The following is a 14650-nucleotide window of genomic DNA, read 5'->3' on the forward strand; positions in this document are numbered from 1 at the left end:
TATGGAGCCCGGCGATCCTAAGAGAGCTGGGGCGTTTTTATTTCTGAAATCCGCTTTAGATTGTCGTGTCGAATTCATTCGAAGAGTGTTTCAGCGAAAGCTATATCTCTTCCGCGCCGGGCATTCGCCCTGTGTTCTCTCTGAAAACGAGGCGTGATCTGCTCGATGTTCCCGCGGCCCGGCCGCACGGGACGGGGGCCGGATCATGATGGAAGATCCGACAGGTCACATGGAACTCGTCCGGTTCGCCCTGAAGTTTCGCAAGAGCTTCTATGTTCTTGCCGTCCTGATGTTCCTCGCGGGCGTCGGCTCCATTGCCGTGGCCCCCAAGGACGTCCTTCCCGCCGTCGACATACCGGTTGTGGTCGTGGTGTGGACCTACAACGGCCTCGATGCCACCGACATGGTCCAGCGGATCACGAATTACAGCGAGTTCTCGCTGTCGAGTAACGTGAACAACATCAGGCGGATCGAATCGACCTCGATCCAGGGCACCGTGACCGAGCGGATCTACTTCGATTCGGCGGTCAGCATCGATCTGGCGATGACCCAGGTCGACTCGGCCATGAACGCGATCCGCTCGCGCATGCCGCCGGGCGTGCAGCCCCCCGTCATCATGCGCTTCTCCGCCTCCTCGGTGCCGGTCATCCAGATGGCGCTGTCGTCATCCAAGCTGCCGCTCACCAAGGTTTTCGACTACGCGCAGTACCGGACCCGCCGGCGGCTCGCCGAGGTGCCGGGCTCCACGCTGCCGTCGCCCTATGGCGGCGCACCGCGTCAGGTCATGGTCGATCTCGATCCCGCCAAGCTGCGTGCGATCGGCATGACGCCGCTCGATGTCCTGAACGCGGTCCTCAAGCAGAACCTCGTGGTGCCCTCCGGGCTCGCGAAGATCGGGACGCAGCAATACACCGTGCGCCTGAATTCGAGTCCGCAGCTGGTCGATCAGCTCAACCGCATTCCCATCAAAGTCGAGAACAACCAGCCGGTTCTGCTGCGGGATGTCGCCCATGTCCGGGACGGTTCGCCGCCGCAGATCAACATCGTCCGCGCGGATGGGCACCATTCGGTCCTGCTGCAGGTCCTCAAGAACGGCGCGGCCTCGACCCTGGACGTCGTGAATGCCGTCAAGGGCGCCCTGCCCGACATCCACGCGGCCGCACCGAAGGGCATGACGATCACGCCGCTGTTCGATCAGTCGGTCTTCGTCTCGGACGCCATCTCCGACGTGGTGCGCGAAGCGGTGATCGCGGCCGGCCTCACAGGCCTCGCGATCCTGCTGTTCCTGGGGTCGTGGCGCTCGACCATCGTGGTGCTCGTCTCGATCCCCCTCTGCATCCTCACCTCTCTGTCGATCCTGGTCGCCCTGGGCCAGACCATCAACGTGATGACCCTGGGCGGCCTCGCCCTGGCGGTGGGTATCCTGGTGGACGATGCCACCGTGGCAATCGAGAACACCTACCGGATGTTCGAGGAGGGCTTCTCGTTCAGGCGCTCCGTGGTCGAGGGCGTCGCCGGTATCGCCAAGCCGGCCCTGATCTCGACGCTGGCCATCTGCTCGGCCTTCTCGGCGGTCTTCTTCCTCACCGATGCGCCCCGCTACCTCTTCGTCCCGCAGGCCGAGGCGGTGGTCTTCGCGATGCTGACCTCGTACCTGCTGTCTCGGACGCTGGTGGCGATCCTGATCGACGTCCTCGTCGCACCGGAATACGCGCAGCATCACGGCGGGTCGGAGCTGGGAATCGAAGAGCCCGCGGCGCCCCGGCGCCGCTCGGTCCTCGGGCGCGTGCTCGGCTTCGCGGTGCGGCCGCTCGTCTGGGCGTTGCGGTATCCGGTGCGTGGCGCCCTCGCCTTCCAGGCAGCCTTCGAGCGGGGCTTCGCGCGGTTCCACGCCGGCTATGTCGGACTGCTCTCCGCCGTGATCAGCCACCCGGCCCGCGCCCTGGTCGGCGTGATGGCCGTCTTCGCGGTGACCGCGGCGATCTTTCCCTTCGTCGGGCAGGATTATTTCCCGCAGATCGAATCCAGCCAGATGACGCTGCACATCCGCACGCGGCCCGGCGAGCGGATCGAGCAGGCGGAAAAGACCTTCGCGCAGGTCGAGGACGTCGTCAGGCAGGTCGTCCCGAAGGACGAACTCGGACTCATCCTGGACAATATCGGCCTACCGGCATCGAACTACAATTTCGCGTTCATGGATGCCTCCTTCGTCGCCTACAACGACGGGCAGATGCTGATCAACTTGAAAGGCGAGCACAAGCCGATTTCCTTCTATGAAAAGCGCCTGCGCAAGGTTCTGCACGAGGCCTTCCCGGACGACATCTTCTACTTCCAGCCCTCCGACATCATCACGCAGATCCTGAACTTCGGAATCGTCGCCCAGATCGACGTTCAAGTGTCCGGACGTCACGACGACAAGGACTTGGCCATGGCGCGGGATCTCGTCCGCCGCATCGCGGCGGTCCGAGGCGCGGTCGATGTCCACCTGCACCAGATCGTCGACGCGCCGCAGATGTACGTGAATGTCGACCGGAGGCTGGCGTCCGAAATGGGGGTCAGCGAACAATCCATCGCTCAGAATCTGAACGTCTCGCTCTCCGGCTCATTCCAGGTCAGCCCGAACTTCTGGGCCGATCCGAAGTCCGGGATGCCCTATCAGCTCTGGGTCCAGACGCCGGAATGGCGCAACGCCGATATTCATCAGCTGATGAATACGCCGGTCTCCGTCCATGCGAACGGGCAGGACAAGCCGGGCATTCCGATCCTGCTGTCGAACATCGCCACGATGCAGCGGCAGCCGGAGCAGACGGTCATCAACCACGTCAACCAGCAGCCGACCCTCGACATCCTCGCCAACGTCCAGAACGCCGATCTCGGCAGCGTGCGCACCGCCGTCGACCGGATCGTCGCCGACGAACAGGCTCAGCTCCCGGCGCCGGACAGGATCCTGGTCCGCGGCCAGATCGAGAGCATGGAGAGCGCGTTCTCGCGGATCGAGCTCGGGCTCGGCATCGCCCTGGTGGCGGTCTACCTGCTGCTCGTCCTGAACTACCAGACCTGGGTCGATCCCTTCGGGTCATCGCGGCGCTGCCGCTCGCTTTCTGCGGCATCGTGATGAGCCTGTTCATCACCAGCACGGCGTTCTCGATCCCGGCCCTGTTCGGGGCGATCATGTCGGTCGGCGTCGCGAGCGCGAACTCGATCCTGCTCGTCACCTTCGCCAAGGAGCATCGGGAAGCCACCGGCTGCTCGGCCCGCGAGGCCGCCCTCATGGCCGGGCATACCCGCCTGCGGCCTGTGCTGATGACAGCGTCCGCCATGTTCCTGGGCCTGATCCCCATGGCGATCGGCGCCGGCGAAGGCGCCGAGCAGAACGCCGCCCTCGCCCGCGCGGTGATGGGCGGGATCGGGATGGGAACCGTGTCGACGCTGCTGTTCGTCCCCCTCCTCTACACCCTGCTCCGGCGTCAGCCGATCAAGCCCCTCGAGGATTATTGATGACTGCTTTCACCGACCCTCCCGAGGCCGGCGCCGAGCCTGCCGCGCGGGCGCACCAGCACGCGCTCGAGGTCGATCCGCTGCGGCGGGACGAGGCCGGGGAGACCCTGGCTCATGCCGCGCCATCGCCGCCGCGCAAGCGGCCCTTCCTGGTGGCGTTCCTCGCCCTTGGCAGCGCCCTCGGGCTCGGCGCGTGGCACCATTGGGACGTCTATCGGGCGTCGCTGGAGACCCAGGCCGAGGCCGTGGACTTCGTGCCTACGGTCCGCACCGGCCCAGCGACCGTGGATGACGGGCCCATGCGGCTGACCCTGCCGGGGCAGACCGAGGCGTTCGACCATGCCGACATCTTCGCCCGTGCCACCGGCTACATCGCCGAACGCAAGGTCGATATCGGCTCGCGGGTGAAGAAGGGCGATCTGCTCGTCCGCATCGCCGCACCGGACCTGGATCAGCAGGCCCGGCAGGCCGAAGCCCAGCTTGGTCAGTTCAAGGCCCAACTGGCGGTGGCGCAGGCGGACGTGGAGCAGGCCAAAGCCAACGTGACGCTGGCGAACGTCACCGACGCGCGCACCGCGACCCTGGCCGGTCAGGGCTGGGCGTCCAAGCAGAATGCCGACCAGACCCGCGCCGGCATGCTGACGGCCACGGCCTCCCTTGCCGCCGCGCAGGCGAAGGTGAAGGTCGCGGAGGCCAACATCACCGCGCAGCAGGCCACCGTCGAACGGCTTCGCACCCTGACGACCTTCGAGAACGTGGTCGCGCCCTTCGACGGCATCATCGTCGCCCGCAAGGTCGACGTCGGCGACCTCGTCCATGGCGATGCCGGCAGCGGGACGCCGCTCTTTTCGATCGACAGCATTGATGTCCTGCGCGTGACCGTGCAGGTGCCGCAATCGGCGGCGGTGGGCATCCATGATGGCGTGAAGGCGCGCGTTCAGGTTGCGCAGATCCCGGATCGCACCTTCGCGGGCACGGTGTCGCGCAGCTCGGTCGCCCTCCAATCCTCGGTCCGGACGCTCGACACCGAGGTGGACGTCGCCAATCCGGAGGGAACGTTGCGACCGGGCCTCTACGTCGCCGTGACCTTCGAGGTCCCGCGCATGCACCCGCGCGTGGTCATCCCATCCGAGGCGCTCATCTTCGACGCAGGCGGAACGCAGGTCGCCGTGGTCGGCACGGACGACATTGTGCATCTCCGGCCGATCACGATCGCGCGGGATCTCGGCACCCGCCTCGAACTGCGCAGCGGCCTTAGCAGCGGTGAAATGGTCGTCCTCAACCCGCCTGCCGACCTCCGGGAAGGCGGCCGGGTCAATCCGAAAGGCCCCACCGCTTCCCGGATCCCCACAGCCAAGCTCTCCGAGCAGGCGAGCGCGGAGTGAGGCGCATGGTTCAGATCCCGCGCTCCCCTGTAAGCTTTGCCGAACCGATGATGCAGAGCGATAGCCCCGAGCCGTCCCCATTTGACTCCGGAACCGAAGAGGATATTTCCGGCACCTCCTCCGAGCTGCAGGAGACCAAGCAGAGCCGACGAATACAAAATAAGAAGGAAAAACGGATGGCTAGCGTATTGGTGGTAGAGGACGACCGGCGGGTCGCGGCCGAGATCGGATCGGCACTCGCGGAATACGGATTTCAGGTTGACGAGGCCCCAAGCGGCAGTATCGGATTACGCAAGGCCCTCGACGGTAAATTTGACGTGATCGTTCTGGACCGGATGCTTCCGGAGATTGACGGCCTGTCGCTGTTGACCAAGCTGCGCGCCGCCAAGGTGTCGACGCCGGTCCTGATCCTCAGCGCCCTCTCGGCCGTCAACGAGCGCGTCGACGGCCTGCGCGCCGGCGGCGACGACTACCTCGCCAAGCCGTTCGAGTTCATCGAACTCACCGCCCGCGTCGACGCGCTGGCCCGCCGCAAGATGGCCGCCGAGGCGGTCAACGAACTCGTCGTCGGCGATCTCCGCCTCGATCTGATCGACCGCGTCCTCTACTGCGCCGAGCGCGAGATCGAACTCCTGCCCAAGGAATTCGCGATCATCGAGTTCCTCATGCAGAACGCCGGCACCCTCGTCAGCCGGAAAATGATCTTCGAATCCGTCTGGGGCTACAGCTTCAATCACCAGTCGAGCGTCATCGACGTCCATATCGGCAAGATCCGGAAGAAACTCGATCCCGACGGGCTCAACCCCCGCATCCATACCGTGCGCAACACAGGCTTCATCCTCCGTGCGCCTGCTTGAAGTCCGGCGCACGAGCGGCTTCCGGGTCGCCTGCCTGTTCTTCGCGACCTTCGGAACCGCGTCGCTCGCGCTGTCGGCCTTCCTGTACGTCGACACCCGCAGCTACGGCCGCAAGGCCGCGTTCGAATGGGTGGGATGGGAGTCGAAGCATCTTCTGGGGCTGTCCCCGCGCGCGCTGCGCGAACGGATCGACGCCTCCGAGGATTTCGCCGAAGGCGGCCGCCCGCTGGTGCTGTTCGGGCCCGATCAGACGCGCCGGGCCGGCGCACCGATCCCCTTCCCGGTCACGGCGCCGGTTGGCCGGCCGTTCATCCTGTCACAGCCGACGGATCACGGCACCCGCGCGCTGTTCAGCCAACTCACGGAGCTGCCGAGCGGCGAGTATGTCCTCGTCAGCCGGTCTGCCAAGGATCTGGAGACCCTGGAAAAGGCGCTGGTCGAGACCTTCGTCTGGGGCATGATCGCCACCATCGTCATCGGTCTGATCGGCGCCGTGGTCTTCGGGGCCGGCTCCCTGCGGCAGAACGATGCGATCACCAAGGCGGTGGAGCGCATCATGCGGGGCGATCTGAGCGAGCGACTGCCGACGCGCGGCGTCTCGGCCGACCTCGCGCACCTCACGCGTGTGGTCAACGACATGCTGGATCAGCTTCAGCGGCTGATGCTGGAGATCAAGGGTGTCAACGAGAACATCGCCCACGACCTGCGGACTCCGCTGACACGGGTGGTCGGCACGCTGGAACGGTCGCTGCGCAAGGCCGACAGCGTCGAGGCCTTCCGGGCCTGCAACGAGGACGTGCTTGCCGAGGTCAAGTCGATCGTCGTGCGCTTCTCGGCGCTGCTGCGGATTTCGGAGATGGAGGACCGGCTGCGCCGATCGGGCTTCACCGAGGTCGATCTCGGGCGTTTGCTCGAGGACGCCGTCGAGTATTACGAGCCGCTGGCCGTGGAGCGCGGCATCCGGATGCGCTGGGAGCGGCCGGACGGGCCCTGCCTCGTGGAGGGTGATCGCAGCCTGATCTTCGAGGCGGCGAGCAACTTGATCGACAACGCCTTGAAGTTCACCCCGGCCGGCGGAGAGGTCGCGGTCACGCTGCTCCAGCATCCGGCGGGCATCCGCGTCGTCGATACCGGCTGCGGCATCCCGGCGGACGAACTCAGCGCGGTGCGGGCGCGGTACCGTCGCGGTGCCTTGAAGACCGACAAGAGCGGCTTCGGGATCGGCCTGAGCTTGGTCGATTCCATCGCGCGGCTCCACAGTGCCACCTTCGACATCGCCAGCGACGGCGCCGGCTGCTGCGCCACCTTCCGATGGGCCCGCACGGTCGCGAACACGCCGTCCATCGACCTTGTCCCCGCCCCCGCCCTCTAGCGCCGCCGCGCCCGGCCACTCCCGTCATGAGGAGCGCCGGGCGCGCGGAGCCTTCGATGCGGCGTCTCAGTAGGACGACCGCCCGTGTCGACGCTCGCGGGTGTTGTAGCGACTCCACTGAGGATTGGCCGGGACCGTCCCGATCGAGGCGGGCCGCTGAACGGCCGCGCTGTAGCCGGTCGCGCCTTCCCACATGCCGCCGGCTTTGTCGTTGCCCTCGGAGGCGGACCAAGCGTCGAGACCGCTGCCGTTTGTCCGGATGATGAGGCTCGGATCGATCGACGGACCTCCATCCTGCGCGAACGCCGGAGCCGCGATCAGCATGGCGCCCATGGAACAGGCCAGGACAATGTTCTTCATGATAATCTCCCGTCTTTGTTCTGTCGCGAACCGGCGACGTGAGTAATACATGCAGCACAGACGGTTTAAATGCTATATTTTATTGCAGAATAATTCTTTCGCTCTTTGTTTCGGCTTCAATCTTGAAAGGATTTTTGAATTTTTGACCTTGGCGAAGGCGGAGTGCAGCGCGAACGGCGTTCGAGCCCGCCGCGTCGGGATCGCGGACGCGGCCCTCTGCATGGGGTTTGCTGGCATTTGGCTCGGTGAACGAAGCGACGGCTTTTCGGGCCGACAACGCCCGACGGTTGCGCAACACGCCTGTGCGGCTTGAGACGCTGTGCGGGGTGGCGCTCGAAGGCCTGCAAAATCCGGTCTTTGACCCGGGAGATGGCGCAGGAGATCGCTCACCTGGATGCCGGCCGGCGTCGAACATGAAAAAGCCGACCGGTTACCCGGTCGGCAGAGTCTTTTGGGTCTGAAGCTTTGGATCAGGTCGGCCTTGCCCTGGTACCCGGGCCCGCCGATCTGAAACCGTAGCATCTGCTCGACCGGAGGCGAAGCGAGCCGCCGAAGAGCTGTATTGGTTGTAGCTCCTTCCGCGGCAGTATCAATTAAAAGAAGTTTTATTTGCCGAACAAAACCGAAAATTCCCAATCGTCTTCCGGTCAAACAGAAGCCCAGCCGAATGGCTGGGCTCGAAATTTCTTGTTGTGAGTGGTTGCGCGCGTCGCTGGCGCTCAGAAGTCCCGCTGCACACGGAAGCGGAACTGGGCCGCGTCCTGAGAACTCACGTAGCGCAGCGCGTTCTTCGAGATGTCGGGCGTCACACCATTGTTGAGGGCGGTGCGGATGTACTCACCCTCGACCCCGATATCCAGGTCCTTCACCGGAGTCCAGATCAGGCTCGCGCCGGTGATGATCTGGTTGTTTCCTCTCAGGACAGGGCTTGTGGCGAAGGCCAGGGCATTGGAGGCGCTGGCGCCGGCCGGTGCGAAGCCGAAGCCCAGGAGGCCGAGGGCATTGCGGCCCTTCGAATTGTAATCGATCTGAGCGTAGCTTCCGAAGAAGGCCGACCGCCAGGCCGGTGACCAGTAGTGGAGCATCGACGCGACGGCCGAAAATGACGTCGACAGCTCGAGACGGCCCGTGGTGGGGTTGAGGACCGCATCGGCGTAGTATTGGGCGAACGAGCCGCCACCCACGGGCGCTGCGCCGAGGGCATCGTACGGAGCCGTGTAGTTCGAGATGCCCGTATAGGCGATGGCACCCTGGCCGTAGGCGCCCTGGAGGTACAGCGTATCGCCCGTCGCGATGAACGGCAGATTGACCTTCAGGCCGCCCTGGACCGCCCATCCATAGGCGTTCGACGCGCGTCCCGTGGGCGATATGCCGAGACCGGTGGTGGCCGTGGTGATGCCCCCCACCGTGCTTCCGGCATCGCCCGCATTGATCTCGTGGACGGCGGCCGACACCTGGGCGGATCCCCAGGCCTGATCGATGCGTGCCACGCCGATGAAGTCGGGCATCCGGCTTTTCTGGGTCACATCGACGAAAGCCACGTTGCCGGGACCGACCACGATCGGCGCGAGGAAGGTCGCGGGCGTGAACGGGTTGAAGGCGTTGCTGTAGCCCGCGAACCCGCCGCCCGCCGTGAAGGCGCCGACAGCGGCCCCAGTGCCGAAGATCGGGAAGCGGCGATAGACCGGGTCTTCCATGGAGGCCGTCAGGGTGACGCCGTTCCCGAGCGTCGCCGAATAGGCGAGCAGGTTCGTGCTGAACGTGTCGGATCCGGCCGTTCCGCCGATCAGCTCGAAGTCGTGGGCATAGAAGTCGAAGAACGAGGAGGCGCGGCCCGCGGTCAGGCCGGCGAATTGAATGAACGCCTTGTCGGCGTTGATGTAGGTTTGCGTGCGCCCGAACGCGTCGGCGCCGAGTCCGGCGATCGCCAGGCTCTCGCGCTGCCTCGATCCGGAGGTCAGGAACGGGCCGCTGCGGTTGGCGACGTCGACCCGCAGGAAGGCTCTCAGGGTTCCGTAATCGGTCTGGGTCCGCGCATCGAGGTTGATCCGCATCAGGCCCAGATATCCGGTCAGGTCGCCGCCACCGCCGGTGCGGACCTTGCTGGTCTGATACAGGAAGTCATACCGCGCCCTGCCGGATATGCGGAGGCAGGTATCAGTGCCGGGAATATAGAAAAAGCCCGCTCCGTACGCGTTGCAAACGCGCACGAATTCGACTGGCGCTGACTTCAGGGTCGGCAAATCTGCGGCTTGTGCGCCTGCAATCGGAAGCATCAGAGCTGAAGAGCCCAGTAACAGCGCCTTGATTTTGGTCATGGTGTCCCCGCATCCGACGCCGTGGCCATGGAGGTGCCAGCGTCAACCCAATGATCCGCGTTCACGCGCGTGCGGGATGACCGGCACGATGCGACGTCGCAGTGTTTTGAAGATTTGGCCGGCCTATCGATCGGCAGCTTGACCGTATCTATCAAGTAATGATTTTACAAATAAATTAGACTTGTATTTTTCAACTACAATTCGGTTCCTTAAATTTGTTTTTGTATCTGAATCTTGAAACGACGACGAAGCGCGGGGCTTTGCGGTTGCGACGTTTCCGCGGCCAGGCAAGGTCCTGCTCAGGGGGAAGCCGCGGACGGGATCGCCGATCGTCCGGGTGAGCGGCGGCGCCACGGCGCCTGTCCGTCGTCGCGATGTCACGCGCAACCATCGAAACGGATCGCCGTCCGCGCCCCGCGTTCCCGCCGGCGGCCCCATCGGTCCGGGGAGACCGAAAGCCTCTGCGGTCATGCTCTCGAGGGAGGCGCTGACGCTCCTGAGCGTGCATTGGACCGAATGCCGTGCCGATGTCGCTCGATGGCCGGCCCGCCCTACCAGCCGGACAAAGCAGGCCGGCAGGATGCGACATGGATCCGCCGGCCATTGCCCGCGGGCATCAGCGGACCCCGAATGGAAACGATGGCGCAGCCGATGCGATCGGTCGCCGAACCACGATGGCCGGACCGTTTCGCAACGGGGGATTCGGTCGATCGCTCAGGACGGCGCCGTTAAGCATATCCGCGAGGAATCTCGGATTTGAAAGCTCGGCCATATCGCCGGGTGTGGTCTATGATTTACAAAGTCCTAACGCAGGTCGGATAAATTGCGCCGATTGAGCGGAGGATCGAATGTCGGAACCGCTGACCCTCGCGCCCCATCCGCCTCGTGGCGCCGCGGCACCGTCCGAACCGGGCGTGCGCCTCGACCGGCATCCCCGCTCCGATACCGGCACGATCGTCATCCATTGGATCGTCGCCGGCGCGATGGTTGCGAGCCTGCTCACGGGCCTGCGCATCTCGGCCGACGCTCCTGTGGCGCGCACCGCGAAATTCCTGGCCCCGTTTCTGCCGCAGGGCGAAGTCTGGACCGTGCACTTCGTGGCTGGTCTCACGCTGTTCTTCGCGATCACGGCCTATGTCGTCTACCTCGTGCGCGGACGTCTCACGGATCGCAATGGCCTGTCCCGGCTCCGCGCGCTCCGCGTTAGCGGCCGGAGCAAGGCGGCGCGGAAGGCGCGGTGGGGTGGCGTCAACGTCGCCCTGCACTGGCTGATCTATGCCGTCACCCTTGTCCTGACCGGTACCGGCATCGCGCTCTATCTCGGCTATGGCGGCTGGGTCGTCTGGCTGCACGCCACCTGCGCCCTGGGCGCGCTGGCCTACATCGCCATCCACACCCTCGCGCATTTCATGTATGGCGGGCTGTGGCAGCTCCTGCGGCTCTTCCGCCCCGCGCCCCTGGCGGACGGGGCGACCCGCCGCCGTCGGCCCTTGCTGGCGGCCGCAATCGTCGGCCTGCCCGTGGTGGGTTTGCTGGCCTGGGCAGATCTGACGGGTCGCTCCACCCTCGTGGTCGACAAGGTTCCGGTCGGGCCCGACCTGTCGAAGCTCCTCGACGATCCCGTCTGGCGCACCGCCCGACCGGTTTCGGTCCGGACGATGCAAGGCGCCAATTTCGGCGGCACCGGCGAGACCACCGTGGAGATCCGCGCGGTTCGCGATGGGGCGAACGTCTACTTCGCTTTTCGATGGTGGGACCCCTCCCGCTCGCTGAAGCGCGTGCCGATGATCAAGAAGGCCGACGGCTGGCATCTCCTCGACGCGGACGCCGCCAAGGCGGACGTGACCGGATACTATGAAGACAAGCTCGCCGTAATCTTCTCGCGCTCCGATGCCTTCGGCAGCGGCGGCTCGACCCATCTCGGTGCCCGCCCCCTGCCGGACGCCCCCGCGCCTCTGAACGGCCGCGGCTACCACTACACCACCGACGGCAGCTACATCGACATGTGGCAGTGGAAGGCGGCCCGGGGCGGCATGCTGGGCGTCGTCGAGGACATGCATATCGGGCCGCCCACCGAGCCGACCGCCGCGGAGCGGGCGGTGAAGGGCCGCTACCAGGCGGGCTACTGGGGCGATCCCGGCACAAGCACGTACCGCTACAATTTCCGCTTCGAGGGCCCCGGTGGCTACGAAGGCGCCGTCGAGCCGCTGCGGCTGCCCAAGGACTGGCGGGCCACCGTGGCCAGGCTCGGGACGATCGATCTGGGCCTCGATGCCAGTACCGCGCCGGGCTCGGCGTGGTGGATGGTCGAGAAGACCGAGACGGTTGCCTACTCGGCGGCCGGCGACGCAGAGATACCGGTCGGGACCGTCATGCCGGGTGTACTCATGACCGACGGCTATTCGGGCGATCGGGCCGGAATCTCGGCGGCGGCCGACTGGGCTGACGACCATTGGACCCTGGTGGCCTCGCGCAAGATCGCGACCGGCAGCAAGTACGATGTCGATTTCCTGCCCGGCAGCAAGTTCTTCCTCTACGTCTCGGCCTTCGATCACACGCAGACCCGCCACACGCGGCACATGCGGCCGGTCGAAGTCCTGCTGCGCTGACGCGGGATCGCAGCATGACCGATCGCGTCTCCCTCGTCGTCAATGGCCGGCCCATCAGCGCCGGCGCCGGACAGACCCTCCTCGACGCGGGTCTGGCATCCGGCCAAGCGATCCCGCACGATTGCGCCACCGGCCAGTGCGACACCTGTCGGGTCCGGATCCATTCCGGCTCGGTGGACGATGCCGGGACCCGCATCGGCGACACCGTCCTGGCGTGCCGGGCGCGTCTGACCGCCGACATCGCCATCGAGTTCGACGAGGTTCCCGACGTCGTGCGGCGGGCCGGCATCGTGGACAGCGTGGTCGAGCTCACTGCCGAGATCGTCGAGGTCACGGTCGCGTTGCGCAAGCGGCTGATCTATCTCCCGGGACAGTACCTCCGCGTCTCCTTCGCCGGCCTGCCCGCCCGCGACTACAGCCCGACCCTCCGCATGGACGGATCCGGCGAGCTGAACGAATTGATCTTCCAGATCCGCCGGCAGCCCGACGGCGTGGTGTCGCCGCAGCTCGGCGGACGGATCGGACCGGGAACCGCCGTGAAGGTCGAGGGTCCGTTCGGAGCCGCGTTTCACAGGTCGGGGCGCGGTCGTCTCGTCGTCGTTTCGTCCGGCGTCGGCTTTGCGCCCGCCTGGGCCGTCGCCCGAGCGAGCCGCCTGCGCGAGCCGAAGCGCGACCTGCTCGTCGTGGCCGGCACGCGCGAGCCGCAGAATCTCTACATGCGTCCGGCCCTGGAATGGCTGCGCGACCGGGGGGCGGCGACGATCTTGACGTGCAGCGGTCGCAACCCACCCTCCGACGCCCGAGCCGGGCGGCCGACCCTCCATCTGCCGAGGCTCACGCGGGACGACACGGTTCTGGCCGCCGGCGCCCCCGAGATGGTCGCGGCGGTGCAGTTCCTGGCGGCCGCGACTGGTGCGACCTGCTACGCTGATCCGTTCTACGCCGCCACACACAAGCCGGACCGGAGCCCGCCGTCCGACACGAACTTCCTCCAGCGTTTTCTCCAGCGCGTGGCAGGTAATCGGACCGCGAAAACGGATCCGGTCGCCTAGCAGATCGTCAACCACATCTTCAAAGCAACCTAGTTGGTGACTCGAGGTTAAGCATTCGAGACGCATTCTGCGGCAATGGGCCCCATATTCGCGAACGTTCGAAGCGCTACCGCGCTCGCCATTCTCCTTCTGACCGCGTCGACCGGCGTCCGGGCGGAGGATCTCCCGATCGTGGGTACGGGCGACGGGATCGAGATGCTCCAGGCCGTCGCCGATTCCTACAATGCGGAGCATGGCCAAGCCCGCGTCTCGGTTCCCCCGAGCATTGGCTCCGGGGGGGCCGTGGCGAGCGTGGGCGGTGAGCGCCAGAAGCTCGGGCGGGTCGCGCGTCCGCTCACCGAGACGGAGAAAGCGCAGGGCCTCGTGGAGGTGCCGCTCATCCGAATTCCGTCGGCGATCTTCGTTCATCGCGGTGTCGGCGTGGCGACGTTGACGAGCGCGCAGGTGGCCGCGGTCTTCTCGGGCGGGATCGACAACTGGAGTGCCCTCGGCGGGCCCGATCTGAAGATCCGGGTGGTCCGCCGCGAGGAGACCGACAGCACGCTGTCGGTGCTCCGGGCGACCATGCCGGGCTGGCGTGATCTCGTCCTGACCAGCCGCTCGAAGACCGCGACCACCACGCAGGACGCGATCGCGACCGTTCGGGATACGCCCGGCGCCATCGGCTTCGGCCCTTTCTCTCCGGGTCTGGCAAGCGATTTCACGGTCCTGTCGATCGACGGCAGGGCGCCGCGTGACCCGGGCTATCCCAGCGCGGTGACCCTGGCGCTCATCTACAAGACCGCCACGAAAGACGCGGAGGCGTCGGCGTTCCTCGCCTTCGCCACGTCGGATCGCGCCGGGCAGCTGATGGCGGAGCGGGGCGGCGCCCCGCTCAAGCCGTGACGGGCACCGTCTTCTCGCGATCCCTGCGCGCGCGCCTCGTCGGTGCGACGCTCTCGACGGCCGCGATCGCACTCGCGGCTCTCGTTTTCCTCGTGGTTCTCCGCTCCGAGCAGACGTTGCGGGAACAGGCGCAGGAAGTCACGACCTGGTCCGAAACCCAGCTCTCCGATCGCCTCCTGAGCGATGCCAAGCTCGCCGCGGCCCGACTCGCGATGCAGCGTGAGGATGTCGAGCGCCGCTTCGCCACCATGGCAAAGCGCTGGGATGTGGTGAAGGCGGTGTTCTCCGGCAACACGGTGGCGGCGTCGGAACTC

General features: G+C 66.0%; 8 protein-coding genes and 2 pseudogenes. 8 read left to right on the forward strand and 2 right to left on the reverse strand.

The window, feature by feature from the left end; translation table 11 throughout:
* The first annotated feature begins 229 nt into the window (after window positions 1-229).
* The 4 genes and pseudogenes from I53_RS05605 (at window position 230) to I53_RS05620 (ending at window position 7112) form a co-directional block, all read left to right on the forward strand.
* Window positions 230-3498: pseudogene (locus I53_RS05605) on the forward strand (efflux RND transporter permease subunit).
* Entirely contained in the window at window positions 3498-4883 is a 1386-nt protein-coding gene (locus I53_RS05610; protein ID WP_043347625.1) for an efflux RND transporter periplasmic adaptor subunit, read from the forward strand. Before I53_RS05605 ends, I53_RS05610 begins: the two are co-directional and overlap by 1 nt.
* Window positions 4884-5059: 176 nt before the next feature.
* The gene (locus tag I53_RS05615; protein WP_043347627.1) at window positions 5060-5740 is read left to right on the forward strand and encodes a response regulator transcription factor; all 681 of its coding nucleotides are present in this window, start codon (window positions 5060-5062) and stop codon (window positions 5738-5740) included.
* The gene (locus I53_RS05620) at window positions 5727-7112 is read left to right on the forward strand and encodes an ATP-binding protein (RefSeq protein WP_043347628.1); all 1386 of its coding nucleotides are present in this window, start codon (window positions 5727-5729) and stop codon (window positions 7110-7112) included. The genes I53_RS05615 and I53_RS05620 overlap by 14 nt, the downstream gene beginning before the upstream one ends.
* Before the next feature lie 66 nt (window positions 7113-7178).
* Here I53_RS05620 and I53_RS05625 read toward each other — a convergent pair whose 3' ends face one another.
* Both I53_RS05625 and I53_RS05630 read right to left on the reverse strand, forming a co-directional pair.
* Window positions 7179-7472 carry a hypothetical protein gene (locus tag I53_RS05625; protein WP_043347631.1) on the reverse strand — a complete coding sequence of 98 codons (294 nt, stop codon included), beginning with the start codon at window positions 7470-7472 and terminating at the stop codon, window positions 7179-7181.
* 719 nt (window positions 7473-8191) lie between these two features.
* On the reverse strand, window positions 8192-9790 hold the full coding sequence (locus I53_RS05630) for a porin (protein WP_043347634.1): 1599 nt from the start codon (window positions 9788-9790) through the stop codon (window positions 8192-8194).
* Window positions 9791-10638: 848 nt separating this feature from the next.
* Here I53_RS05630 and I53_RS05635 point away from each other — a divergent pair.
* From I53_RS05635 to I53_RS05650, 4 genes and pseudogenes are all read left to right on the forward strand, one after another.
* Window positions 10639-12399 carry an ethylbenzene dehydrogenase-related protein gene (locus I53_RS05635; protein ID WP_043347635.1) on the forward strand — a complete coding sequence of 587 codons (1761 nt, stop codon included), beginning with the start codon at window positions 10639-10641 and terminating at the stop codon, window positions 12397-12399.
* Between the two features lie 14 nt (window positions 12400-12413).
* Window positions 12414-13451 carry a 2Fe-2S iron-sulfur cluster-binding protein gene (locus I53_RS05640; protein WP_043347638.1) on the forward strand — a complete coding sequence of 346 codons (1038 nt, stop codon included), beginning with the start codon at window positions 12414-12416 and terminating at the stop codon, window positions 13449-13451.
* A gap of 75 nt (window positions 13452-13526) precedes the next feature.
* Window positions 13527-14336, forward strand: a complete 810-nt coding sequence (locus I53_RS05645) for a substrate-binding domain-containing protein (protein ID WP_043347639.1) — start codon at window positions 13527-13529, stop codon at window positions 14334-14336.
* A pseudogene (locus I53_RS05650) lies at window positions 14333-14650 on the forward strand (GGDEF domain-containing protein); the annotation flags it as partial. The gene I53_RS05645 and the pseudogene I53_RS05650, both read left to right, overlap by 4 nt.

The organism is Methylobacterium sp. B1, from assembly GCF_000333255.1.
In the GTDB taxonomy this organism is placed as follows: domain Bacteria; phylum Pseudomonadota; class Alphaproteobacteria; order Rhizobiales; family Beijerinckiaceae; genus Methylobacterium; species Methylobacterium fujisawaense.